At 65.8% G+C, this 22,874-nt stretch carries 23 protein-coding genes; 18 read left to right on the top strand and 5 right to left on the bottom strand.

From position 1 onward, the window contains the following. Window positions 1-28 precede the first annotated feature (28 nt). The 7 genes from dusB to AC3IPP_RS08395 all read left to right on the top strand — a co-directional run bounded on the left by dusB (window position 29) and on the right by AC3IPP_RS08395 (window position 8,913). Window positions 29-1,078, top strand: a complete 1,050-nt coding sequence (gene dusB / locus AC3IPP_RS08425) for a tRNA dihydrouridine synthase DusB (protein WP_489150973.1) — start codon at window positions 29-31, stop codon at window positions 1,076-1,078. After that, window positions 1,078-3,330: a sensor histidine kinase NtrY-like gene (locus tag AC3IPP_RS08420; protein ID WP_489150972.1), complete on the top strand. Its 2,253-nt coding sequence runs from the start codon at window positions 1,078-1,080 to the stop codon at window positions 3,328-3,330. Before dusB ends, AC3IPP_RS08420 begins: the two co-directional genes overlap by 1 nt. A gap of 10 nt (window positions 3,331-3,340) precedes the next feature. Continuing rightward, entirely contained in the window at window positions 3,341-4,747 is a 1,407-nt protein-coding gene (gene ntrX, locus AC3IPP_RS08415) for a nitrogen assimilation response regulator NtrX (protein WP_087139350.1), read from the top strand. Further along, window positions 4,747-5,607 (top strand): D-amino-acid transaminase, encoded by an 861-nt coding sequence (locus AC3IPP_RS08410; protein WP_489150971.1) that lies wholly within the window; start codon window positions 4,747-4,749, stop codon window positions 5,605-5,607. Before ntrX ends, AC3IPP_RS08410 begins: the two co-directional genes overlap by 1 nt. 110 nt (window positions 5,608-5,717) lie before the next feature. Then, window positions 5,718-5,963: an RNA chaperone Hfq gene (hfq, locus tag AC3IPP_RS08405; RefSeq protein ID WP_003164861.1), complete on the top strand. Its 246-nt coding sequence runs from the start codon at window positions 5,718-5,720 to the stop codon at window positions 5,961-5,963. Continuing rightward, window positions 5,964-7,277 (top strand): GTPase HflX, encoded by a 1,314-nt coding sequence (gene hflX / locus AC3IPP_RS08400; RefSeq protein ID WP_489150970.1) that lies wholly within the window; start codon window positions 5,964-5,966, stop codon window positions 7,275-7,277. It abuts the gene before it with no gap. A 7-nt stretch (window positions 7,278-7,284) separates the two neighbouring features. Beyond that, on the top strand, window positions 7,285-8,913 hold the full coding sequence (locus tag AC3IPP_RS08395; RefSeq protein WP_489150969.1) for a Na+/H+ antiporter: 1,629 nt from the start codon (window positions 7,285-7,287) through the stop codon (window positions 8,911-8,913). On the opposite strand, the gene AC3IPP_RS08390 is transcribed toward AC3IPP_RS08395, so the two are convergent. The 3 genes from AC3IPP_RS08390 to AC3IPP_RS08380 are packed head-to-tail and all read right to left on the bottom strand — an operon-like array spanning window position 8,904 to window position 11,755. Then, complete coding sequence (locus AC3IPP_RS08390) at window positions 8,904-9,584, bottom strand: HAD family hydrolase (protein ID WP_489150968.1); 681 nt, start codon at window positions 9,582-9,584, stop codon at window positions 8,904-8,906. The two genes, AC3IPP_RS08395 and AC3IPP_RS08390, sit on opposite strands and share 10 nt — an antisense overlap. Further along, window positions 9,581-10,369 carry a nucleoside triphosphate pyrophosphohydrolase gene (gene mazG / locus AC3IPP_RS08385; RefSeq protein ID WP_489150967.1) on the bottom strand — a complete coding sequence of 263 codons (789 nt, stop codon included), beginning with the start codon at window positions 10,367-10,369 and terminating at the stop codon, window positions 9,581-9,583. The genes AC3IPP_RS08390 and mazG overlap by 4 nt, the downstream gene beginning before the upstream one ends. After that, the gene (locus AC3IPP_RS08380; protein WP_489150966.1) at window positions 10,370-11,755 is read right to left on the bottom strand and encodes an MFS transporter; all 1,386 of its coding nucleotides are present in this window, start codon (window positions 11,753-11,755) and stop codon (window positions 10,370-10,372) included. Between the two features lie 120 nt (window positions 11,756-11,875). Here AC3IPP_RS08380 and AC3IPP_RS08375 point away from each other — a divergent pair, with 120 nt between their 5' ends. The 4 genes from AC3IPP_RS08375 to ygiD all read left to right on the top strand — a co-directional run bounded on the left by AC3IPP_RS08375 (window position 11,876) and on the right by ygiD (window position 14,650). Continuing rightward, window positions 11,876-12,736: a D-alanyl-D-alanine carboxypeptidase family protein gene (locus tag AC3IPP_RS08375; RefSeq protein ID WP_489150965.1), complete on the top strand. Its 861-nt coding sequence runs from the start codon at window positions 11,876-11,878 to the stop codon at window positions 12,734-12,736. Further along, complete coding sequence (locus tag AC3IPP_RS08370; protein ID WP_489150964.1) at window positions 12,733-13,197, top strand: NUDIX hydrolase; 465 nt, start codon at window positions 12,733-12,735, stop codon at window positions 13,195-13,197. The genes AC3IPP_RS08375 and AC3IPP_RS08370 overlap by 4 nt, the downstream gene beginning before the upstream one ends. A gap of 90 nt (window positions 13,198-13,287) precedes the next feature. Further along, window positions 13,288-13,890, top strand: a complete 603-nt coding sequence (gene wrbA, locus AC3IPP_RS08365; RefSeq protein ID WP_489150963.1) for an NAD(P)H:quinone oxidoreductase — start codon at window positions 13,288-13,290, stop codon at window positions 13,888-13,890. A 4-nt stretch (window positions 13,891-13,894) separates the two neighbouring features. Beyond that, window positions 13,895-14,650: a 4,5-DOPA-extradiol-dioxygenase gene (gene ygiD, locus AC3IPP_RS08360; protein ID WP_489150962.1), complete on the top strand. Its 756-nt coding sequence runs from the start codon at window positions 13,895-13,897 to the stop codon at window positions 14,648-14,650. 21 nt (window positions 14,651-14,671) lie between these two features. Here ygiD and AC3IPP_RS08355 read toward each other — a convergent pair whose 3' ends face one another. Then, complete coding sequence (locus AC3IPP_RS08355; protein WP_087139340.1) at window positions 14,672-15,082, bottom strand: DoxX family protein; 411 nt, start codon at window positions 15,080-15,082, stop codon at window positions 14,672-14,674. Between the two features lie 82 nt (window positions 15,083-15,164). Continuing rightward, the gene (locus AC3IPP_RS08350) at window positions 15,165-16,721 is read right to left on the bottom strand and encodes an AMP-binding protein (RefSeq protein ID WP_489151049.1); all 1,557 of its coding nucleotides are present in this window, start codon (window positions 16,719-16,721) and stop codon (window positions 15,165-15,167) included. A 202-nt stretch (window positions 16,722-16,923) separates the two neighbouring features. Here AC3IPP_RS08350 and lipA point away from each other — a divergent pair, with 202 nt between their 5' ends. The 7 genes from lipA (at window position 16,924) to pdhA (ending at window position 22,872) form a co-directional block, all read left to right on the top strand. Continuing rightward, complete coding sequence (lipA, locus tag AC3IPP_RS08345) at window positions 16,924-17,898, top strand: lipoyl synthase (RefSeq protein ID WP_489150961.1); 975 nt, start codon at window positions 16,924-16,926, stop codon at window positions 17,896-17,898. 4 nt (window positions 17,899-17,902) lie between these two features. Next, complete coding sequence (locus tag AC3IPP_RS08340; protein WP_087139337.1) at window positions 17,903-18,355, top strand: type II toxin-antitoxin system RatA family toxin; 453 nt, start codon at window positions 17,903-17,905, stop codon at window positions 18,353-18,355. A gap of 4 nt (window positions 18,356-18,359) precedes the next feature. Beyond that, entirely contained in the window at window positions 18,360-19,481 is a 1,122-nt protein-coding gene (locus AC3IPP_RS08335; RefSeq protein ID WP_087139336.1) for an NAD(P)/FAD-dependent oxidoreductase, read from the top strand. A gap of 148 nt (window positions 19,482-19,629) precedes the next feature. Beyond that, complete coding sequence (rpmF, locus tag AC3IPP_RS08330) at window positions 19,630-19,812, top strand: 50S ribosomal protein L32 (RefSeq protein ID WP_087139335.1); 183 nt, start codon at window positions 19,630-19,632, stop codon at window positions 19,810-19,812. Window positions 19,813-19,978: 166 nt separating this feature from the next. After that, window positions 19,979-21,256, top strand: a complete 1,278-nt coding sequence (gene eno / locus AC3IPP_RS08325) for a phosphopyruvate hydratase (RefSeq protein ID WP_489150960.1) — start codon at window positions 19,979-19,981, stop codon at window positions 21,254-21,256. 153 nt (window positions 21,257-21,409) lie between these two features. After that, window positions 21,410-21,730: an FtsB family cell division protein gene (locus AC3IPP_RS08320; RefSeq protein WP_087139333.1), complete on the top strand. Its 321-nt coding sequence runs from the start codon at window positions 21,410-21,412 to the stop codon at window positions 21,728-21,730. Window positions 21,731-21,843: 113 nt separating this feature from the next. Beyond that, the gene (gene pdhA, locus AC3IPP_RS08315) at window positions 21,844-22,872 is read left to right on the top strand and encodes a pyruvate dehydrogenase (acetyl-transferring) E1 component subunit alpha (RefSeq protein WP_087139332.1); all 1,029 of its coding nucleotides are present in this window, start codon (window positions 21,844-21,846) and stop codon (window positions 22,870-22,872) included. Window positions 22,873-22,874: the final 2 nt, after the last annotated feature.

The raw sequence follows: 22,874 nt of genomic DNA, 5'->3' as shown, positions 1-22,874 counted from the left end.
GGGGCCTTCATCGGTGCTAAGGAGCCTCATGACGACCGGGTTGCAGATTGGCGATGTGAAGATCGCAGGGCGGGTGCTGATGGCGCCCATGACCGGGATCACGGACCTGCCGTTCCGTGTGCTGGCCTCAAGGCTGGGCGCCGCCTATGTGGCGACGGAGATGGTGGCGGCGGCTGAACTGGCGCGCGCCCGTCCCGACGTGGTGCGGCGCGCAGCCGTCGGCGGCGGCCTGCCGCTGACGGTGATCCAGCTAGTCGGCGGCGATGCGGCGGCCATGGCCGAGGGCGCGCGCATGGCCGAGGCGGCGGGCGCCGACATTATCGACCTGAACTTCGGCTGTCCGGCCAAGGAAGTCACAGGCGCCGCCTGCGGCTCGGCCCTGATGCGGACGCCGGATCAGGCCGCGCGGATCATGGAGGCGGTCGTCGGCGCCGTCAGCTGTCCGGTCAGCGTCAAGATGCGACTGGGCTGGGACGAGAACAGCCACAACGCCCCCGATCTGGCGCGTCGGGCCGAGGCGCTGGGCGTCGCCGCCGTCACCGTGCATGGCCGCACGCGCAAGCAATTCTACACCGGCGTCGCTGACTGGGACGCCGTGGCCGAGGTCAAGCAGGCGGTCGCCATCCCCGTCATCGTCAACGGCGACATCATCACCGCCGAACAGGCGCGCGAGGCGCTGGACCGTTCGGGCGCCGATGGCCTGATGCTGGGGCGCGGCGTCTATGGGCGGCCGTGGCTGGCGGCGCATCTGGAACGCGCGCTGATCGACGGAGCGCAACTTCAGGAGCCGGATCGCGAAGAGCGCCTGGCCATCGTTCTCGAACATCTGCGCGCATCGGCCGACTTCTACGGCTTACCGCTGGGGCTGAAGATGTTCCGCAAGCATCTGGGCTGGTACATCGAACAGGCGCCCTGGCCCGCCGATCCGCTGGAGCGTCGCGCCGCCAAGGCCCGTCTGTGTCGCCTGGAGACGCCCAAAGAGGTTGAGGCCGCCCTGACCGACCTATGGCTAGGTGTGACGCATTTGAGCAACTTCGATGTTGAAAACGAGCCACAGGTGTTCGAAGCTGTGGCCTGATGTCGGACACGCCCGTTTCCACGGCTGAGCAACAGACCTCAGAGCGCTCGCTCTGGGGGCGTTTGGCTGATGGTCGCGCACGGGCCTTGTTCGGAACCGCCTACGCCATCGCGTTTCTGATCACGGCCGCCGCCATCTGGCTGGTGGCCATCGCGCCTGGGGCCACGGCGGGCGGTGATGCGCGCACGGCGGCCAGTCAGGTCGTGCTCTTCATTCTCCTGGCTAATCTGATCCTGATCGCGGGCCTGGCGGCGGTGATCGGCGGGCGGGTGCTGCGCCTCACGCGCAATCGGAATGATCCAGGCGCGCGCCTGCACCTGCGCTTCGTCACCCTTTTCTCGCTCGTCTCGGTCGTGCCGGCGGTGCTGATCGCCCTGGTGTTCGGCCTGCTGGTCAACCGGGGGGTGGATCAGTGGTTCAGCACAAACGTCCGTTCGGCGGTCGAGAACGGCGCCGAGATCGGCCGCGCCTATGTCGCCGACGTGGGCGCCGGGCTGGAGGTCGATCTGGAGACGATGGCGACCGAACTGGGCGGGGTGCGCGACCTGTTCGACAACCGGATCCAGTTCTCGCGCGCCCTGTCGCAGATCGGCGACTTCTTCGGCTATCCGGCGCTCTACATTCTGGATGAAGAGGGGCGCGTTCTCGCCAGCGGCGAACAGCCGGGCGCGCCGCCTTATGTCGCGCCGCCGCGCGAGGCTTTCGAAACCGTGGCCGGCGGCGAAGTGGCGCCGACGACGGTGACAGAGAACCCGGACATGGTGCGGGCCCTCTATCCGTTGCCGGATTACGGCCACGCCTACCTCTACGTCGTGCGGCCGCTGGCGCCGGGCCTGATCCAGCGGATGCGCAACGGCGAGGAGTCCATCACTGCCTATCGCGCCGCCGAGGAAAGCCGCGCCCGCATTCAGGCGGCCTTTGCGCTCAGCTATCTGGAGACAGCCCTGCTGGTGTTGGTGGGGGCGGTCTGGCTGGCCATGTCGGCGGCCAGTTCGATCTCTGCGCCGATCGGGCGGCTGGTGAAGGCGGCGGATCAGGTGGCCGGCGGCGACCTGGACGCGCGCGTCGACAACTCAGGGGCGCCGTCCGAGATCATCGTCCTGTCCGAAGCCTTCAATCGGATGACAGAGGACATCAAGACCCAGCAGGCTGCTTTGAAGACCGCGTCGGATGAGGCGCAGGGGCGCAGCCTGTTCATCGAAACTGTTCTGTCGGGCGTCAGTGCGGGGGTGATCGGCCTGGACCGTATGCGGCGCATTTCGGCCATCAACGACAGCGCCAGTCAGTTGCTGGGCCTCGACCCTGAGCAGGTGCAGGGGCTACGTCTGGCCGAGGTTGCGCCGGAACTGGGCGAACTGTCCGAGCGTGGCGAGGCCCACATCGAAGAAGACATCGACGTCAGCCGCGATGGCGAGGCCATGCGTCTGCGTGTCCGCATCGAGGGCGGACAGGGCGGCGAGATGGTGCTGACCTTCGACGACATCACCCGTCTGGTCACGGCTCAGCGCAACGCGGCCTGGCGCGACGTGGCGCGACGCATCGCTCATGAGATCAAGAATCCCCTGACGCCGATCCAGCTTTCGGCGGAACGCCTGCGTCGCCGCTATCGTGAGCGCGTGGGCGACGACGTCGAGGTGTTCGATCGCTGCACCGAGACCATCATCCGTCAGGTGGGCGATATCGGCCGAATGGTGGATGAGTTCTCATCCTTCGCGCGGATGCCGGCTCCGCGTTTCTCGATGGAGAACCCGGCTGAAATGCTGCGCGAGGCGGTGTTCGCGCAGCGCGTCGCCATGCCCGATATCGAGGTGGATCTGGTGGAGCCGCTGCCCAGCGTCGTGCTGCAATGCGACGGCCGCATGGTGGGGCAGGCTCTGGCCAATATCCTGAAGAATGCCGGCGAGGCCGTCAGCGCCAAGCGAGCGCGCGACCCTGTTGTTGAAGGGGCGCTGGGCATCATCGCCAGGCTCGAGATTGAGGATGAGCGCGCTATTTTCACGATTGAGGACGATGGCGTCGGCCTGCCGGCCAAGGATCGAGACCGGCTGACTGAGCCTTATGTCACTACGCGCGAGAAGGGCACAGGCTTGGGCTTGGCCATCGTCAAGCGCATCTGCGAGGACCACGGCGGCGAGTTGCGGCTGGCTGACGCGGAAACACTGTCGGGCGCACGGGTAGGCCTGATCTTCCCACTGACCCAGAACCATAAGTCCGCTCATCGCGCTTCCGGCGCGACGAGCGCGGCGAGTTAAGCGAGGCGTCATGCGTAATACTGGTGCTGATATTCTGGTCGTTGACGACGAAGCGGACATCCGCGAACTGGTCTCGGGCCTGCTTGAGGACGAGGGCCACTCGGTTCGCACGGCGGCCAATTCGGACGAGGCTCTGGCCGCCATCCGGGCGCGCAAGCCGTCGCTGGCGGTGCTCGACATCTGGATGCAGGGCGGCGGCCTGGATGGGCTGGAACTGCTCGATGTCGTGCGCGAGCTGGATCAAGATCTGCCGGTTGTCATGATCTCGGGCCACGGCAACATCGAAACCGCTGTCAGCGCCCTGAAGCGCGGCGCCTATGACTTCATCGAAAAGCCCTTCAAGTCCGACCGGCTGGTCGTGGTGGTGGAGCGCGCCCTGGAGGCGGCTGCGCTGAAGCGGGAAAATCGGCGCCTGCGCGCCCAGACGCTGACGCCCAGCGGGTTGATCGGCAAGTCCGTCGCCGCCCAGACCCTGCGCAGCACCATTTCCAAGGTCGCGCCAGCCAACAGCCGCATCCTGATCTCTGGACCGCCGGGTTCCGGCAAGGAGCTGGCGGCGCGCCAGATTCACGATGCGAGTCCGCGCGCCAAAGCCGAGTTCGTCGCCATTTCCGCCGCCGGGATGGCGCCCGAACGCCTGGACGTCGAACTGTTCGGCGAAGAAGGCGTCGATGGCCGCCCGCGTAAGATCGGTGTTTTCGAGCAAGCCCATAACGGCACTCTGTTCCTGGATGACGTGGCCGACATGCCGCGTGAAAGCCAGAGCCGCATCCTGCGCGTACTGGTCGAGCAACGCTTCCGTCGGGTCGGCGGCGAGCAGGACGTTCAGGTCGATGTGCGCGTCATCAGCTCGACCTCGCGTGATCTGCGCGTGGAAATCAGCGAAGGCCGTTTCCGTGAGGACCTCTTCCACCGGCTGAACGTGGTGCCGATCCGGGTGCCGCCGCTGTCGGAACGTCGCGAGGATATCGCTGAGTTGGTGGAGTATTTCGTGGAGAGCCTTTCGGCCTCTCAAGGGTTGCCGCATCGGCGGATCGCCGACGACGCCCTGGCGGTGCTTCAGGTCCACCCCTGGCCGGGCAATGTGCGCCAGTTGCGCAACAACATTGAGCGTCTGCTGATCCTGGCGACTGGCGGTCCGGACGAGCCGATTACGGCGGACATGCTGCCGCAGGAGGTGGCGTCGTCCGCCAGCCCGACCTCTCTGGGCGCCGACCGCATCATCGCCCTGCCGTTGCGTGAGGCGCGCGAGGTGTTCGAGCGGGAATATCTGTCGGCTCAGATCATGCGGTTCGGCGGAAACATCTCGCGCACTGCAGCCTTCATCGGCATGGAAAGATCTGCGTTGCATCGCAAGCTTAAGTCGCTGGGCGTGTCGCCCGCACGCGGCGGAGACGAAGAAGGAGAGGGCGCCTGATGTCCAGGGTCGCCTATGTAAACGGCATCTATCAGCCGCACAGTCAGGCCGTGGTCCATATCGAGGATCGCGGGTTCCAGTTCGCCGACGGCGTCTATGAGGTCTGGTCGGTCTTTGATGGCAAGCTGGCCGACTATCAGGGACACCTGAGCCGACTGGCCCGCAGCCTGACGGAACTGCGGATCGACATTCCCATGTCGGCCAATTCCCTGGGCATCGTGCTACGCGAGACGATCCGCCGGAACCGCGTGCGAAACGGCATTGTCTATATCCAGATCACGCGCGGCACGGCGCCGCGCGACCACGCCTTTCCGCAAGACGTGGCGCCGAGCGTCATCATCACCGCCAAGTCGATCGACCTGAGAAAGGGCGAGGCTCTGGCCGCCAAGGGCGCAGCCGGCGTCACCCACCCGGACATGCGCTGGGGCCGCTGCGACATCAAGACCGTCGGCCTTCTGCCCAACGCGCTAGCCAAGCAGGCGGCGCGCGAGCGCGGCGCCTATGAGGCCATCCTGTTCGATGAAATGGGCATGGTGACGGAAGGCTCATCGACCAACGCCTGGATCATCGACGAGAACGGCAAACTGCGAACCCGCGACACCCAGGCCAATATCCTGCGCGGCATCACCCGCGCCGCCATCATGAAACTGGTCGAGGCCGAAGGCATCGAACTGGACGAGCGCGCCTTCAGCGTCGAGGAAGCCAAGCGCGCGCGCGAAGTCTTCGTCACGGCCGCTAGCTCCTTCGTCATGCCGATCGTCTCTCTGGACGGAACCCGCATCGGCGACGGCAAACCCGGCCCAGTGGCGACCCGTCTGCGCGAGATTTATCTGGAACAGGCGCGCCGCGAAGCCATTTAAGGCGTTGCCGCACCGGCGGGGGCGTGGCTAAGGTCGCGGATGCGGGCGACGTCCCGCCTCGCGGCCATTCCGCCGCCGATGAAAAAGACCAAGAACAGGATCAACCTGCCATGTCGCAAGACAAACGACAGAACCTCCAGGACACCTTCCTGAACAGCGTCCGCAAGACGAAGACCCCGCTGACCATCTTCCTGGTCAACGGCGTCAAGCTTCAGGGCATCGTCACCTGGTTCGACAACTTCTGTGTGCTGCTGCGTCGCGATGGCCAATCGCAGCTGGTCTACAAGCACGCCATCTCGACCATCATGCCGTCCGCGCCCGTGCAACTGTACGAGCCCGACGCCGAAGAAGACTGATTGACCTCCAAACTCATTGACCACGCCGTCCCGCTGATCCGGGCCGTCGTCATTCACCCCGACCGCCGCGGCGACAATGCGCGCCATGCGAACGAACGCCTGGAAGAAGCCGTGGGCCTGGCCCAGGCGCTGGACCTTGACGTGCGGGCGCAGGAAATCGTGCGCCTGCGCTCCGTCACGCCCGCCACCCTGATCGGGCGTGGCAAGCTGGACGAGATTTCGTCGCTGATCCTGGCCGCCGACGCCGAGGCGGTCGTCATCGACGATCAGCTGACCCCGGTGCAGCAGCGCAACCTGGAACGCTTCTGGGACATCAAGGTCATCGACCGGACGGGCCTGATCCTCGAGATTTTCGGCCGTCGCGCTCGCACGCGCGAAGGGCGTCTGCAGGTCGAACTGGCGCGGCTGGAATACGAACGCTCCCGACTCGTCCGGACCTGGACCCACCTGGAGCGCCAACGCGGCGGTACGGGCGGCACGGGCGGCCCCGGCGAAACCCAGATCGAGTTGGACCGGCGGATGATCGCCGACCGCATCGTGCGTCTGAAGGCCGAACTGGAAGAGGTGCGCCGTACGCGCGGCCTGCACCGCAAGGCGCGCAAACAGGTTCCGTTCCCGTCGGTCGCCCTGGTCGGCTATACTAATGCGGGCAAGTCGACGTTGTTCAACCGTCTGACCGGGGCCGAGGTCATGGCCAAGGACCTGCTGTTCGCCACCCTGGACACGACCCAGCGCACCATCCGCCTGCCACAGGGACGCCCGGCCATCATCGCTGACACCGTGGGTTTCGTCTCGGACCTGCCGCACGAATTGGTCGAGAGCTTCCGCGCCACGCTGGAGGAAGTCGGCGAGGCCGATCTGATCCTGCATGTGCGCGACATCGCCTCGCCCGACAGCGCCGCCCAGGCCAAGGACGTCGAGGCGGTGCTGGAGCAGATTCCGACGCCCGAAGGCAAGACGCGCCGCATCCTCGAAGTCTGGAACAAGATTGACCTGCTGGAGCCCGAAACCCGCGAAGCCGTCGTCGGCCAGGCCGAACGCCTGGCGCGCGAGGGACAGGCCGTGGCCGTGTCCGCCTGGACCGGTGAGGGGATCGAGGTCCTGCGCGAAACCATCGCCGGCCTGATCGATGATGATCCGGAGACGCATCTGACGGTCGAGCCGCATCGTGGCGACCTGTTGGCCTGGCTCTACGCCAACGGGCGGGTGACGGGACGCGAGACGGACGAGGAAGGCCGGGTCCATCTGACGGTCCGGCTGCATCCCGCCGCGCTGGGTCGATTTGAAAGACTGTATCCGGACGTGATCGACTGATCCTGTCATGCATCTGATCGAGACCGTCCTCTTCCTGTTGCTGGCCGTGGTGCTTTCGGGATGGGTGGCTCGCATCACGCGCATCGCCCTGCCTTTGGTGCAGATCGCCCTGGGGGCGGGGGTGGTGCTGATCACGGGCCAGTCGGTTGACCTGAAGCCGGATATTTTCTTCCTGCTGTTTCTGCCGCCGTTGCTGTTCGTGGACGGCTGGCGCATCCCCAAGGAGGCCTTGTTCCGGGACAAGGTGGTGATCCTTGAGCTGGCGCTTGGGCTGGTGGTTTTCACCGTTCTGGGCCTGGGTTTCCTGATCCATTGGATGATCCCGGCCATGCCGCTGGCCGTAGCCTTCGCCCTGGCGGCGATCCTGTCGCCGACGGACCCGATCGCGGTCCAGGCCGTCGCCGGACGGGCGCCGATCCCCAAACGCCTGGTGCACATCCTGGAAGGCGAGTCGCTGCTGAACGACGCGACCGGCCTGACCTGCATGCGGATCGCGGTGATCGCGGCGACGACCGGCGCCTTTTCTTTATCCAGCGCCTTCGGAACCTTCGCCTGGCTGGCGGTGGCGGGTGTGGCGGTGGGTATCGCCGTCACCCTAATCATCGGCTTGGTGAAGGCCTTCATCAGCCGCCGTTGGGGCGAGGACGTCGGCGGCCAGATCCTGATCAGCCTGCTGATGCCTTTCGCGGCCTATCTGGCGGCCGAAGCGATCCACGCCTCGGGCATTCTGGCGGCGGTGGCGGCCGGCGTGACCATGAGCTTCACCGAGCGGCAGGGATCGGCCCTGGCTGCGACGCGCATTCGTCGGGCTGTCGTGTGGGACACTGTGCAGTTCGTCGCCAACGGGCTGATCTTCGTCATTCTGGGCGAGCAGATGCCGTCCATCATGGCCCGCGCAGCCGAGGTGATCCGCACCACCCAGCACAGCGAAGTCTGGTGGCTGGCCGTCTACGTCTTCGCCATTGTCGCGGCGCTGGCGGCCCTGCGCTTCGCGTGGGTGTGGATGTCGCTGAAGTTGACGCTGTTCCGCCGCAAGGGCCGCAGCGCGCCGCCCAAGGTCGGACTGAGGCTGGTGGCCGTCATGTCGCTGGCCGGGGTGCGCGGGGCGATCACCCTGGCGGGCATCCTGACGTTGCCGTTCTATCTAAGCGACGGTTCGCCTTTACCAGCGCGCAATCTGGCGATCTTTCTGGCGGCGGGGGTGATCATCGTCTCCCTGGTGCTGGCGACGGTCGCCCTGCCGCGCCTGCTGAAGGGCGTGCAGCTCCCGCCCGAGGATGATCATCAGGCAGAAGAAAGCCGCTCCCGCGTCGCCGCCGCCTGGGCCGCGATCCGCGCCATCGAGGACGCCCAGCACGCCATGGCCGAGGGCAAGCTGGACCCTGACTTCTATGCGGAGACGGCGACGCGGGTCATGGAGGTCTATCGTCACCGCATCGACATGCGCGCCAGCATGGAGGAGGACGCCGTGGTTCAGGCTCGCCGCGCCGACGAGATCGAGCGACGCCTCCGCCTGACCGGCCTTGTCGCTGAACGTGAGGAACTGGTCCGCTTAGGCCGCCAGCGGCTGATCGATGAAGAGACGGCGCGCAAGCTGATCCGCGAGATCGACCTACAGGAACTGCGCTACGTCTGAGCGTCGTCCGCGATCCAGGCGGCCAGGGCTGCGTAGCTGTCGAACACCTGATGCGCTCCGGCCTGGGTCAGGCGCTGCGGGTGATCGCCGCGGATGTGGCCGCCCGCGCAAAGACCGACGACGGTCATGCCCGCCGCGGCTCCCGCCAGGACGCCGGCAGGGCTGTCTTCGATCACCAACGTGCATTGCGGCGCCGCCTTCATGGCGTCTGCGGCGTACAAGAACAGGTCGGGATGCGGTTTACCCCGGCTGACGTGGACTGCGGCGCTGAAGATCGGCCCGGCAAAAGTCTCATGAGCCCCGAAATGGCGAAGCCCCAGCTCGATCCAGTCCGGCGGGCTGGACGAGGCGATGCAGCGCGCTTCGCTACGCTCGGCCAGAAAGCTCTCGAACCCCGCGACGGCCGTCAGGTCGCGCCGCGCGCGGTCGTGGCAACGGCGCGTCCACTCGGCCTGAATGCCGGGCGGGCAGGACGCGCCCAGGCGCTCCGAGATGATCTGCTCGCAGTCCAGCCATCGCTTGCCGAGGTAGAGCGCTAGAGCGTCGTCCAGCGTGGTCGGCAGGCCAATCTCGCTGAGCAGTTCGGCCATCACTTTGTTGTTCAGCAGTTCGCTGTCGGCGATGACCCCGTCATAGTCGAAGATGATGAGGTCGAACGGCCCCTGGCTCACGCGCGCTCGGCCGCCTTGGCGGCGTCCCACAGGGCGTCCATTTCCGGCAGGTCGGACTGTTCTGGCGTGCGGCCGTCTTTTTTCAGCTCGGCCTCGATGAACGCGAAGCGGCGCACGAATTTGGCGTTGGCGGCGCGCAGGGCGTCTTCCGGTTCGACCTCCATCTTGCGGGCCAGGTTGGCGACGACGAACAGCAGGTCGCCCAGTTCCTCGCGCGCCTTTTCCTTGTCGCCGGCGGCGATTTCGATGCGCAGTTCCTCGACCTCTTCGGCCAGCTTGTCGAAGACCTCGTCGGTCGAGGGCCAGTCGAAGCCGACACGGCCCGCGCGCTTGGCCAGCTTGGCGGCGCGGGTCAGGGCGGGCAGGCCGACTGGCACGTCGTCCAGCACGCCATGCTGTTCCTTGGCCTTGCGCTCGGCGGCTTTGATGTCTTCCCAACGGTCCTTCTGGGCCGGGCCGGTGGCCTTGGCGGCTTCGTCGCCGAAGACGTGCGGGTGGCGTCGAACCAGCTTGTCGGCCATGGCCTCGGCCACGTCTTCCAGCTGGAAATGCCCGGCTTCCTCGGCCATGCGCGAGTGGAAGACGACCTGGAACAGCAGGTCGCCCAGTTCGACCCTCAGTTCGTCCATGTCGCCGCGCTCGATGGCGTCGGCGACCTCATACGCCTCTTCGATCGTATAGGGGGCGATGGTCTGGAAGGTCTGCTCAACGTCCCAGGGGCAGCCGCCGTTCGGATCGCGCAGGCGAACCATGATGTCCTTCAGGCGGTCGACGGGGTGGGTCATTCAGGCGTGTCCGGCGTCTCTTTGCGCCAGGGCGGCGCGGATTTCATCATGCCGCTGCGGCGTCAGGGGATAGCCCTTCAGCACCAAGGCGGTGGCCGCCAATAGCAGGCCCGGCACGGCGATGAACAGAATCTGCAGGATCAACAGGGAGAAGTCGCTGTTCCCTTCCGGCCCCGGCAGGGCCTTGAACCCAACCAGCGGCAGGATGGCGTAGGGAATCAGGGCGAAGACGTGTCCCATCTTCGTCGTGGCCGACAGGATGGAGAACATTAGCCCGGTGCGGTCCACGCCGGTATTCAGCCGGACCTCGTCGCCCGCATCGGCCATCATGGCGCGCAGCAGGAACAGGCCCGCCGCATAGGGCAGACCGGCGATGAACATGGCGACCGCCGTCAGGGCGAAGTTGCCGCCCGGAACCAGCGTCGCCCCGACATAAAAGACGGCGAAGATCAGGCTGGCGACAGCGAGCGCGCGATCCTTGCCGATCTTGGTCGCCAGCCAGGCCCAGATAGGCGCCCCGACCAGGCCGGCCATGAAGTAGATCAGCATGAACAGCGACGCCTGGGTGTGGTCGTAGCCCTTGATCTGGCCGAAGAAGAAGAACAGCAGCGACCCCGTGATGCCCGGCGCAATGCCCAGCAGTAGGTCGGCGATCAGCAGCTTGCGCACCGTCTTCATCTTGAACAGGGCCAGGTAGGCGCTCGGCCCGCCGTGCGGCGCGGCGCCGGCGTTGACGGGCTCGGGCACGGCGACCATGGCCAGGCCGATGGTCAGAGGCAGAGCGATGATGATGGCCCAGCCCATGATCCGCACGCCGTCGGCGTAGTCGCCGATGCCCGTCTTCACCACGATGGTCGGCAGGATCAGGATCAGGATCACGCCGATGATGTTGAACACCTGCCACCAGCCATAGACCCGGCTGCGCTGGTCGTACTGCGGCGCCAGAACGGCGGCCCAGCCCAACTGGCCCAACGTGCCCATGGAGAAGCCGAGGTAGAGAACCAGCAGCCAGGCGAACAGATAAACCGGCCCGGCGCCCGGCTGGACCGTCACGAACATCATCAGCGCCGCCAGCATCAGGATCGGCGTCGCCACGGCCATCCACGGCCGATAGCGGCCCAGGCGTGTGCGCGTCTTGTCCATGCCCCAGCCGATGAAGGGGTCGAACAAGATGTCGATCAGCCGTACGGCCATGAAGACAGCGGCCACCATGCCCATCTCGATGCCGACATGGGTGGCGTAGAATTCCGGCAGGGTGACGGGCAGGGCCACGCCGAAGGCCGCCAGTGGCAGGCACGGGCCTGAGAAGGCGGCCAGAATGGCGTTGGATCGACGTGGCGCGTCGGGCGCTGCAATGGCGGACGAAGGCGCGGCGGTTGCGGTCATGCGGTCACGGCCCGTTCGCGGCGCGAGTCGGCCGCAACCGTCACCATGCAGGTTTTCGACGCAGGCGCGAAGACCGCGCAAGGGGTTGCGGCGACTCTCATCCTGAGGCCTGCTGCGGCCATGTGGAAAGCGTCCGCCTCTCTCTTCGCCGCCCTGACCGCCGTCGCCTTCGCAGGACACGCGCGCGCCGAGGCGCCGGAACCGGTTCCGACGGCCCAGATCTGCGACCGGACGCCCGGCGCATGGGACGACACGGCTGAGGCGAACGCCATATCGCTCTACGCCTTGGAGTGGACGCCGTTCGGGCTTTCGGAACTGGGTTGGGAAGCCTATGTGCCGCTGATGCAGCAGGAGGTCGGCTCTCCCTGCGATCCGACGTCGGCGGGATTCGCCGAGGCTCTGGCGGCGTTTCAGGGCCGATATGGACTGACGGCCAGCGGGCGGTTCGACCAGGCGACGTTCCAGGTGCTGCGCGGCCTGTGGCAAGAACGGCGGCCTTTCGTCATGGCGCGGGTGAGGGGGGAGTGTCCCGATCCGCCGCCTGTCGGCGACCTGGCCTATCTGACGACGGGCGAGGAACACGCCGAGCGCCTGACGCGCCTGCTGCGCCGCGACGTGCTGGACGCCTATCGCGCCATGGCGGCGGCGGCCCGCGCTGAAGTGCCTGAGATCGCCGCCGAGCCGGAACTGTTGCGCGTCTTCTCGTCCTTCCGTGATCCCGAAGCCGATGCGGCGCGATGCGCGCGCGACGGCAATTGCGACGGCCTGAGGCGCGCAGTCTGTTCACCGCACAGGACGGGCACGGCGGTCGATCTGTATGTCGGCCACCTGCAGGGCATGGGCGTCGATTCCACCGACGTCCACAGCCGTCGCCATATGAGCCAGACCCCGACCTATCGCTGGCTGGTCAAGAACGCCGGGCGGTTCGGCTTCGTCCCCTACGTCTATGAGCCCTGGCACTGGGAATGGGTCGGTCGATGATCCGACCAATGGCGCATGGCGAGGCGGCTCTGGCGCGCGAAGTGTTCGGGCGTGACCTGCGGCTGGACGACATCCGCTTTCTGGGATCGCCCTGGCCGTTCAACAGGGCCTTCGTGCCGGGGCGCTGGTTCGGACGCGACTGGATCGTCTGGCCCAGGGCGACCCTGACGCCGGATTTGTCGCAGGCGTCGCTGCGGACTCAGGCGGTCTTCATTCATGAACTGGTTCACGTCTGGCAGGCGCAGAACGGCGTCAATCTGCTGACAGGAAAGCTGAAGGCGGGCGATGGGCCGGGCGCTTACACCTATCCGGTGGATGACCGCTGCGAGTGGATTGGCTTGAACATCGAGCAGCAGGCCATGGTGGTCGAGCACCGCTTCCTGCAATCGCGGGGCGCGCGGGTTCCGGCCGATCCCGCCTTCTATGCGCGGGTCTGTCCCATCGGTTTGTCGGATTTTTGAGAGGAAGGGCTTGCGGCGGCGCAGCATGACGTTAAATCAGACACTGATGCAGTTACCGTAAGCATCGTTTCAGATTCAACCGGAGCCGTGATGCCTAAGATTCTCGTCCTTTACCACTCGACCTATGGCCACATCGAACGCATGGCCGAGGCCGTCGCCGAAGGCGCGCGCCAGGTCGAAGGGGCCGTGGTGGACATCAAGCGCGTCCCGGAAACCGTGCCGGAAGAGCTGGCGCGCAGCTCGGGCTACAAGATGGACCAGGTCGCGCCGGTCGCCGCCGTAGCCGATCTGGCGAACTATGACGCCATCATCATCGGTGCAGGCACTCGCTTCGGCACGGCCGCCTCGCAGATGCGCGCCTTCCTGGATCAGACCGGCGGTCTCTGGGCGCAAGGGACGCTGCTGGGCAAGGTCGGCGGCGCCTTCACCGGCTCGGCTACCCAGCACGGCGGCCAGGAGACGACCTTCGCCGGTCTGCACAACTACTTCCTGCACCACGGCATGCTGGTTGCGGGCCTGCCCTACGCCTTCGCCGGCCAGATGCGCCTGGACGAGATCACCGGCGGCTCGCCCTACGGCGCCACGACCATTTCGGCCCCCGACGGCTCGCGGATGCCCAGCGAAACCGAACTGGACGGCGCGCGCTTCCAAGGCAAACATATCGCTGAGATCGCCAAGAAACTTCACGGTTAAAATCATGCGCCAGCCCGCACTCTTCTTCGGTCACGGTTCTCCCATGAACGCGCTGGGCAGTCCCTTCGCGGACACCTGGCGCGCGCTGGGGGAGGAGATCGACAAACCGAAAGGCGTCGTCATGGTCTCGGCCCACTGGGAGACGCGCGGGCTGGGCGTGACGGCGCAGGAGCGACCGGAAACCATCCATGATTTCGGAGGTTTCCCGCCTGAACTTCACGCCATGCAGTATCCCGCGCCCGGCTCGCCTGCTCTGGCGGACCGGGTGGCGGAGCTGACCGGCGCCGCCCAGACGATGCAGTGGGGGCTGGATCACGGAACCTGGTCCGTGCTGGCCCATGTCTGGCCGGACGCCGACGTGCCTGTGGTGCAGTTGTCGCTGGATCGCACCATCGACGCCCGCGCCCATTATGAATTGGCCAGGCGCCTGCGTCCCTTGCGGGATGAAGGCGTGATCGTCGCCGGTTCGGGCGACTTCGTGCACAATCTCCGGATGTGGAAACGCGCGGGCGGCGAGCCCTATGACTGGGCCGTCGACTTCAACGAGGCGGTGAAACGCGCCTTCACGACGGGCGACCATGACGCCCTGATCGACTGGGTCCATCTGGCCGAACAGGCGCAGCTCAGCGTGCCGACGGACGAGCACTACCTGCCGCTGCTCTACGTCGCCGCTCAACAGGCGCCCGGCGAATCCTTGAGTTTCTTCAACGATGTGATCGACGGTGGTTCGATTTCGATGACGGGCGTCCGGATCGGCTGACCGGACGCCGCGCCACCTGTCTCAGCGGCGGCCGCCGCGTAGGGCGTTGTCCAGCGACCACGGCCCCGGCCCGGCGAAGACCAGATACAGGAAGACGAAGCAGTAAAGCGCCGCCAGCTCCCCGCCGTTGTTGATGGGGTAGGGGCCTTGCGGCGCATGGACCATCCAGTAGGCCACGGCGGTGAAGCCTGACAGGATGAAGGCGGTCGGGCGGCTGAACAGGCCTAGCACCAGCAGGACGCCGCCGACCAGTTCGATCGGGCCGGACCAGCCTGCCAACGTCGATAGATCGACCACGCCGCCACGCCCGCCGGGCGGGAAGCTCAGGATCTTTTGCGCGCCGTGCTGGAGCAGAAGTAGGCCTGAGACGATTCTCAGGATGCTGAGAAAATGCGGTTCCCAGGTGGCCAGGGATGTCGAACGTCGGGCCATGAAGTCTCCTCGGCCGTTACGCCCCGCGAGCGGGACCGGACGGCCGAGGTTATGACACTTGCGCCGAACGGCAAGCGCCTTGTCAGGCGCGCTTCAGTTCGTCCTCAACCATCTTCTGAATGGTCACATAATCGGTCTTGCCGGTGCCCAGGACCGGGATGGTCTCGACCTTGATGATCTTCTTCGGCACGGCCAGTTCGGGCGCGCCGTTGTCGCGGGCCCATTCTGTCAGGCGGGCGGATTCAGCCCCTGCGACGTCGGTGACGAGAACCAGGCGCTCGCCCTTCTTGCTGTCGGGCACGGCGATGACGGCGTGATGACCTGTCGGCCAGACGCCGCCGGCCATGCCCTCGACCGCCGTCAGGGACACCATCTCGCCGCCGATCTTGGCGAAGCGCTTCGCACGCCCCAGGATGGTGATGTAGCCCTCGGCGTCGATATCGACGATGTCGCCGGTGTCGTGCCAACCGCCCGCCAGGGGCTCCAGATTGTCGGGGTCGCTCGGCGAAATATAGCCTTCCATCACGTTCGGCCCGCGCAGGAACAGGCGGCCGCCGACCTCGATGCCTTCGACCGGCTCGATCCGGTATTCCATGCCCGGCAGGATCTGGCCCACCGTGCCCGGCCGGTTGCGGTCGGGGTGGTTCACCGCCACCACAGGCGCCGCCTCGGTGGCGCCGTAGCCTTCCAGCAGCTCGACGCCGCCGAACTTGGTGTTGAACATCTGGCGCGTCTCGTCGCGAACCTTTTCCGCGCCCGCCACGGCGAACTGTAGGGTGGCGAAATCGCCCGGCTCGGCTACACGGGCGTACTGGTTCAGGAAGGTGTCGGTCGCAAACAGGATTGACGCCTTCACCTGGGGCAGCAGGTCGGTGATCTGCTTGGCGTGCAGCGGCGACGGATATTCAAACGCCTTCAGGCCCTGCAACAGAGGCAGCAGCACCCCGCCGGTCAGGCCGAAGCAGTGGAAGGTCGGCAGCGGGTTGAACATGACCCAGTCGGGGTTCAGGTCGATGTGCGCCGCGACCTGGCGCGCGTTGGCGACCAGATTCTTCTGGCTCAGCACCACGCCCTTGGGCGCGCCGAAGCTGCCCGAGGTGAACAGGACCACACCCGCCGAATCCGGATCGGTCTTCACCCGAAACCGCTTGGGGGCCATGCCGGCGCTGAGGCCGTACATCTTGTCGGCAAAGCCGATGGTCTTGCGGATGTCGTCCAGCCAGACGATCTCGGAAACCTCGTCCAGAGCCTCCATCAGGTCATCCAGCTTGGCCTGGGTGACAAAGCGCTTGGCCGACAAAATCTTCTTAACGCCCGCGGTTTTCAGCGCAGCCTTCAGATTGGCCTCGCCCGATGTGAAATTCAGCATGACGGGCACGCGGCCGAAGGCGTGCAGGGCGAAGAAGGTCACAACCACGCCTGCGCTGGACGGCAGCAGAACGCCGACGCGCTCGCCCGGCTGGGTCAGTTTGGCGATCTTGCGGCCCAGCACGAAGGCGGCGCGGATCAAGCCCGTATAGGTCAGTGGGTGGCGATCCTGGTCCTCCAGAATCTCCTTGTCGCCGTAGCGGGCGCGCGCATCGATCAGCGCGTCGAACAGGGTCTCTTCATAGACCTTGGGGTCCAGGGCAGCCCGCAACAAGCACGTCCTCCTTCGGAGAGCTCTGGCGCGGCCCTCTCGGTTACAAGAGGCCGGAACCTAGTGACGTAAGGTCGCCTTGAAAAGATGCGTAACGTCGCGTGATGACGTTCTGTTGTCGGACTGAAACCGTCTGTGCCTTGCCTTTACACATCGGAAAGCCGACATACCGCCTTCAGAAACAGGAGCCAGACCGCCGGCGATGGTCACGCTGATCGACACCCTGCAGAAGAAGCCGTCTGAGCTTCGTCACCCGGAAAAGCAGAACCGCCCGGAATCGGCGGTGCTGAAGAAGCCTGACTGGCTGCGCGTGAAGGCGCCCGGCTCGGGCCAGTACAACGCGACCAAGGACATCGTGCGCTCGAAGGGGCTGCACACCGTCTGTGAAGAGGCCGCCTGTCCGAACATCGGCGAGTGCTGGAGCCAGAAGCACGCCACCCTGATGATCATGGGCGACACCTGCACGCGGGCCTGCGCCTTCTGCAACGTCAAGACCGGCCTGCCGCAGCCGCTGGACCCGGAAGAGCCCGGCAAGGTCGGCCTGGCCGTCGCCCAGATGGGATTGAACCACGTCGTCATCACTTCGGTGGACCGTGACGATGTGTCGGACGGCGGCGCCGCCCACTTCGCCGAAGTGGTGCGCCAGATTCGCATCCAGGCGCCGAACACCACCATCGAAATCCTGACGCCTGACTTCCTGCGCAAGGACGGCGCGGCCGAGGTAATGATCGACGCCACGCCCGACGTCTTCAATCACAACCTCGAGACTGTTCCGCGCCTGTATCTGAAGATCCGGCCGGGCGCCCGCTACTTCCATTCGCTGCGCCTGTTGCAGATGGTCAAGGAGCGTGACCCGAACCAATTCACCAAGTCCGGCATCATGGTCGGTCTGGGTGAGACCAAGGAAGAGGTCATGCAGGTGATGGACGACATGCGTTCCGCCGGCGTCGACTTCATCACCATTGGTCAGTACCTGCAGCCGACGCGCAAGCACGCCGCCATCGACCGCTTCGTCACACCGGAAGAGTTCAAGGCCTATGAGGCGATCGCCAGGGCCAAGGGCTTCCTGATGGTGTCGTCGTCGCCGCTGACGCGTTCGTCGCACCATGCGGGCGACGATTTCGCCCGGCTGCGCGCAGCGCGCGAGGCCCAGCTGTCGTCCCGGAACGGCCGCTGAACCCTTGGCCGTCCATCGCGTAACGCGCATCCTGCCCTATGCGCCCGAGCAACTCGCCGCCATGGTGGCGGACGTACGCGCCTATCCCGACTTCGTGCCGTGGATCACCTCCATGCGCGTCTGGAACGTGCGGGACGAGGCGCCGGGCGTGCATCTGCTGGATGCAGAGGCCGGGGTCGGGTTCGCCTTCCTGACTGAGAAGTTTTCGACCTGGGTGCGTCATGACGTTCACGCGCCCAAGGTCGAGGTCGGCCTGATCCGTGGCCCGTTCAAGCATCTGAAGAACCGCTGGGAGTTTCATCCGCATCCGCAGGGGACGCGACTGGAATTCTCCATCGACTTCGCCTTCAAGTCGCGCATGCTGGACATGATGCTTCAGGCGAACTTCGACCGGGCGGTCGACAAGCTGATCCAGTGTTTCGAGGGCCGGGCCAAGGCTCTCTACGGCAAGAGGTAGGACCATGGGCGCGCCTTTCGACTTCGATGCGACGGTCGTGGGCGCGGGGGCTGTGGGGCTTGCCTGCGGTCGGGCGCTGTCGCGGCGCGGCCTGACGGTGCTGGTGCTGGAGAAGGAGCCGCACATCGGCCAGGGCGTCTCCTCGCGCAATTCTGAGGTGATCCACGGCGGCCTCTACTATCCGACCGGCTCGCTGAAAGCGAAGTTCTGCGTCGAGGGGCGGCGCGCCCTCTACGACTTCCTGGAAAGCCGCAAGGTCGACCACTGGAAGTGCGGCAAACTGGTTGTGGCGACCGAAGAGGCCGAGGTTGAACGCATTGAGGCGATCTTCCAGCAGGCGACGACCAACGGCGTCGAGCGGCTGGAGCATCTGACCGGCGCCCAGGCGCGGGGGCTGGAACCGGAGCTGAACGCCCACGCCGCTATCCTCTCACCCGAGAGCGGGGTGTTCGACAGCCACGGCTATATGCTGGCGCTACAGGGCGAGATCGAGGACGCGGGCGGCTCGGTCGTGATCTCGGCGCCGTTCGAGAGGGCTGAAAGCCTGCCGGGCGGCGGATTCTCGATCCGTGTGGGCGGGGAGGGGGCGATGAGCCTGAGCAGCCGTCTTCTGGTCACGGCGCCCGGCCTGTCGTCTCAAGATGTTGCCGCGCGAATCGATGGCTATCCCGCCGCCGATATTCCGGCGCGCCATCTGGGCAAGGGAATCTATTTCCGCCTGACCGGACCAGCGCCGTTCAACCGCCTGATCTATCCGCCGCCCATTCCTGGCGCGTTAGGCACCCATTACCGCAAGGATCTGGGCGGGCAGGGCGTGTTCGGCCCCGACCTAGCCTATGTCGAGACCGAGGACTATTCCGTCGATCCGGCCAAGGCCGACGAGTTCGCGCGCTACATCCGCCGCTTCTGGCCGGGCGTGACGGTGGAGCGGCTGACGCCCGACTACGCCGGCATCCGGCCCAAGCTGCACGGACCGGGCGAGCCGCAGCCAGACTTCCAGCTTCACGGCGTGGCGAATCACGGAATGGAGGGGCTGATGGCCCTGTTCGGCATTGAAAGCCCTGGCCTGACCAGTTCTCTGGCTATCGGCGAGGCCGTGGCGGAAAGCCTTACGGCAGGGGTTTGACGTCTATTCCGTCGACCTGCGCCGAGACCCTTGAAATCGGTTGCGTCTTCATGCATAAGCCCGCCCTCGCGTGGCGGCTCTTATCGGGGGGCCGCCGCTGTTGTTTTCGCGTCTTCACCGGCGCACCGACTTAGAGATTGAGACGGACATGGCCGTTCCGAAGCGCAAAGTATCCCCCTCGCGTCGCAACATGCGTCGTGCTCATGACGCCCTGGGCGCCAACACCTATGTCGAAGACAAGGACACCGGCGAACTGCGTCGTCCCCACCACATCGACCTGAAGAGCGGCATGTACAAGGGCCGTCAGGTTCTGACCCAGAAGGAAGACTAAGGTCTCCTCTGGCGATCCGGCTTCGGCCGGGCGCATGTTCAGCGGCGCGCGAGCTTCTCGCGCGCCGTTTTCGCATATGTTCGCCGCAGTCTCGGCTGTGGCGATTCCAGCGGGTCTGGTCTAAACCGGCCCGACCTTTCCCAACTCAGTCAGAGCGCAAAGTTTCATGACCGATATCGTCGACATCGTCGCCCGCCAGATTCTCGACAGCCGTGGCAATCCGACGGTTGAAGTGGACGTGATGCTGGAAGACGGCAGCTTCGGCCGCGCGGCGGTGCCGTCGGGCGCCTCGACCGGCGCGCACGAAGCTGTCGAACTGCGTGACGGCGACAAGGATCTGTGGGGCGGCAAGGGCGTCGAAAAGGCGGTCGACGCCGTCAACGGCGAGATCTTCGACGCCCTGTCCGGCATGGACGCTGAGGACCAGCGCCGCATCGACGAGGCCCTGATCGAACTGGACGGCACCGAGAACAAGTCGCGCCTGGGCGCCAACGCCATGCTGGGCGTGTCTCTGGCCGTGGCCAAGGCCAGCGCCATCTCGGCCGGCCTGCCGCTGCATCGCTACATCGGCGGCGTCTCGGCCCGCATCCTGCCGACGCCGATGATGAACATCATCAACGGCGGCGCCCACGCCGACAACCCGATCGACATTCAGGAATTCATGATCATGCCGACCGGCGCCGAGAGCTTCTCGGAAGGCCTGCGCATGGGCGCCGAAATCTTCCACGCGCTGAAGAAGGCGCTGAAGGATGCCGGTCACAACACGAACGTCGGCGACGAGGGCGGCTTCGCCCCGAACCTGGCCTCGGCCGACGAAGCCCTGACCTTCATCACCAAGGCGGGCCAGGCGGCCGGCTATCTGGCGGGCGAGGACTTCCACCTGGCGCTGGACGTCGCCTCGACCGAGTTCTTCAAGAACGGCAAGTATGAGCTGGTGGGCGAAGGCAAGTCCTTCGACGCCGAGGGCATGGTCAACTATCTGGCCGACCTGGTCGAGCGCTTCCCGATCGTCTCGATCGAAGACGGCTGCGCCGAGGACGATTTCGACGGCTGGAAGCTGCTGACGGACCGCCTCGGCGACCGCGTCCAACTGGTCGGCGACGACCTGTTCGTGACCAACCCGCGCCGTCTGGCCGCGGGCATCGGCGAAGGCCTGGCCAACTCCATCCTGATCAAGGTCAATCAGATCGGCACCCTGTCCGAGACGCTGGACGCCGTCGATATGGCGCACCGCGCGGGCTACACCGCCGTCATGTCGCACCGTTCGGGCGAGACCGAAGACTCGACCATCGCCGACCTGGCCGTGGCCACCAACTGCGGTCAGATCAAGACCGGCTCGCTGGCCCGTTCGGACCGGACGGCCAAGTACAACCAACTGCTGCGCATCGAAGAAATGCTGGGCGACCAGGCCGCCTATTTCGGCGACGGCATGCTGCTGAAATAAGCCGCATCACGAAGATGTGCTGGGCGCCGCCTCCGGACCTCGGGGGCGGCGTTCGCAATTACGGCCAAGCTACGGTTCGTTAGGCATTTTCCCTCACTGATAGGTCACTGTGTTTATGCGCGCTCAGAAGGAGCGTCCGTCGTGCCCGAGCAGATGAAGCCTTACCTGCCGTCCATCCTGTTGTTGCTGCTGATCGCCTATCTGGGCGTGCAAGCCCTGACGGGTGAACGCGGCCTGCTAAGTGGCGGTGAACGCGACGCTTTGCTGGAGCAGCGCCAGACACAGCTGAGCCGCCTGGCCGAGCAGCGCCAGGATCTGGAAGTCCGTGTCCGCTATCTGCGCACAGAGAGCCTGTCGAAGGATCTGTTGGAGGAACGGGCGAGGGCGGTGATCGGCTTCGCCGACCCGCGCGACTATGTGGTGCGGCTGAACGGCCCTGCTGGCCACAACCCTGACGCGACGCGCGCCTCCTGAACTATTGTTACAGCCCGGCTGGCTGCTTTGCGTTTCGGGAACGAAGGCTGCTAAAGCCCCTTTCTGTAACGATAAGAGTCCCTGAAACAGGGGTGTAAGCCGGGAGATGCCGGATGGCGAAAGCCGCCGCTCAGAAAAACTCGCCCAGCACGGGCGACAAGATTCCGAACACGCCTCAGGCTTCCAAGGAAGACCTGCTGCGTTTCTATCGCGAGATGGTCCTTATCCGCCGCTTTGAAGAGCGTGCGGGCCAACTGTACGGCATGGGCCTGATCGGGGGCTTCTGCCACCTGTACATCGGTCAGGAAGCCGTGGCCGTCGGCGTTCAGGAGAGCGTCAAGCAGGGCTACGACAAGATCATCACGGGGTATCGCGACCACGGCCACATGCTGGTCGCGGGCATGGACCCCAAGGAAGTCATGGCCGAGTTGACGGGCCGCATCGGCGGGTCGTCCAAGGGCAAGGGCGGGTCGATGCACATGTTCGACGTGCCGACCGGCTTCTACGGCGGTCACGGCATCGTCGGCGCCCAGGTGGCGCTGGGCACGGGCCTGGCCTTCGCGGGCAAGTACCGCGGCGATGACTCGGTCAGCTTCGTCTACTTCGGCGACGGCGCCTCGAACCAGGGGCAGGTCTACGAGAGCTTCAATATGGCCCAGCTGTGGAAGCTGCCGGCCATCTACATCATCGAGAACAACCAGTACGCCATGGGCACGAGCATCGAGCGCTCGTCCTCCACGACCGAACTGTATCAGCGCGGCGCCAGCTTTGGCATTCCGGGCGAACAGGTCGACGGCATGGACGTGCTGGCCGTGCGTGACGCCGCCGCCCGCGCCGTGGCCCGCGCCCGCGCAGGCGAAGGCCCCTACATCCTGGAAGTGAAGACCTACCGCTATCGCGGCCACTCCATGTCCGACCCGGCCAAATACCGGACGAAGGAAGAGGTGGACGAGGTCAAGAAGACCCGCGATCCGATCGACCACCTGAAGATGCTGCTGGCCGCCGCCAAGGCGACCGAGGAAGAACTGAAGGCGATCGACAACGAAGTGAAGGCCATCGTGGCCGAAGCCGTGCAGTTCGCTCAAGAGAGCCCTGAGCCGGACCCGTCCGAGCTCTATACCGACGTCTACGTGGAGGCCTGATA

Source organism: Brevundimonas sp. KH_060 (genome assembly GCF_057838275.1).
The sequence above is the reverse complement of the archived record's forward strand: the minus strand, read 5'-3'. Positions and strand labels throughout refer to the sequence as shown.

What these genes read in the sequence shown, in the direction of transcription:
- AC3IPP_RS08420 (WP_489150972.1), top strand. Translation starts at nt 1,078, where the DNA reads ATGTCGGACACGCCCGTTTCCACGGCTGAGCAACAGACCTCAGAGCGC.
- AC3IPP_RS08395 (WP_489150969.1), top strand. Translation starts at nt 7,285, where the DNA reads ATGCATCTGATCGAGACCGTCCTCTTCCTGTTGCTGGCCGTGGTGCTT.
- wrbA (WP_489150963.1), top strand. Translation starts at nt 13,288, where the DNA reads ATGCCTAAGATTCTCGTCCTTTACCACTCGACCTATGGCCACATCGAA.
- pdhA (WP_087139332.1), top strand. Translation starts at nt 21,844, where the DNA reads ATGGCGAAAGCCGCCGCTCAGAAAAACTCGCCCAGCACGGGCGACAAG.
- ntrX (WP_087139350.1), top strand. Translation starts at nt 3,341, where the DNA reads ATGCGTAATACTGGTGCTGATATTCTGGTCGTTGACGACGAAGCGGAC.
- AC3IPP_RS08335 (WP_087139336.1), top strand. Translation starts at nt 18,360, where the DNA reads ATGGGCGCGCCTTTCGACTTCGATGCGACGGTCGTGGGCGCGGGGGCT.
- lipA (WP_489150961.1), top strand. Translation starts at nt 16,924, where the DNA reads ATGGTCACGCTGATCGACACCCTGCAGAAGAAGCCGTCTGAGCTTCGT.
- eno (WP_489150960.1), top strand. Translation starts at nt 19,979, where the DNA reads ATGACCGATATCGTCGACATCGTCGCCCGCCAGATTCTCGACAGCCGT.
- AC3IPP_RS08370 (WP_489150964.1), top strand. Translation starts at nt 12,733, where the DNA reads ATGATCCGACCAATGGCGCATGGCGAGGCGGCTCTGGCGCGCGAAGTG.
- AC3IPP_RS08355 (WP_087139340.1), bottom strand. Translation starts at nt 15,082, where the DNA reads ATGGCCCGACGTTCGACATCCCTGGCCACCTGGGAACCGCATTTTCTC.
- dusB (WP_489150973.1), top strand. Translation starts at nt 29, where the DNA reads ATGACGACCGGGTTGCAGATTGGCGATGTGAAGATCGCAGGGCGGGTG.
- AC3IPP_RS08375 (WP_489150965.1), top strand. Translation starts at nt 11,876, where the DNA reads ATGTGGAAAGCGTCCGCCTCTCTCTTCGCCGCCCTGACCGCCGTCGCC.
- AC3IPP_RS08380 (WP_489150966.1), bottom strand. Translation starts at nt 11,755, where the DNA reads ATGACCGCAACCGCCGCGCCTTCGTCCGCCATTGCAGCGCCCGACGCG.
- ygiD (WP_489150962.1), top strand. Translation starts at nt 13,895, where the DNA reads ATGCGCCAGCCCGCACTCTTCTTCGGTCACGGTTCTCCCATGAACGCG.
- hfq (WP_003164861.1), top strand. Translation starts at nt 5,718, where the DNA reads ATGTCGCAAGACAAACGACAGAACCTCCAGGACACCTTCCTGAACAGC.
- AC3IPP_RS08410 (WP_489150971.1), top strand. Translation starts at nt 4,747, where the DNA reads ATGTCCAGGGTCGCCTATGTAAACGGCATCTATCAGCCGCACAGTCAG.
- AC3IPP_RS08320 (WP_087139333.1), top strand. Translation starts at nt 21,410, where the DNA reads ATGAAGCCTTACCTGCCGTCCATCCTGTTGTTGCTGCTGATCGCCTAT.
- rpmF (WP_087139335.1), top strand. Translation starts at nt 19,630, where the DNA reads ATGGCCGTTCCGAAGCGCAAAGTATCCCCCTCGCGTCGCAACATGCGT.
- mazG (WP_489150967.1), bottom strand. Translation starts at nt 10,369, where the DNA reads ATGACCCACCCCGTCGACCGCCTGAAGGACATCATGGTTCGCCTGCGC.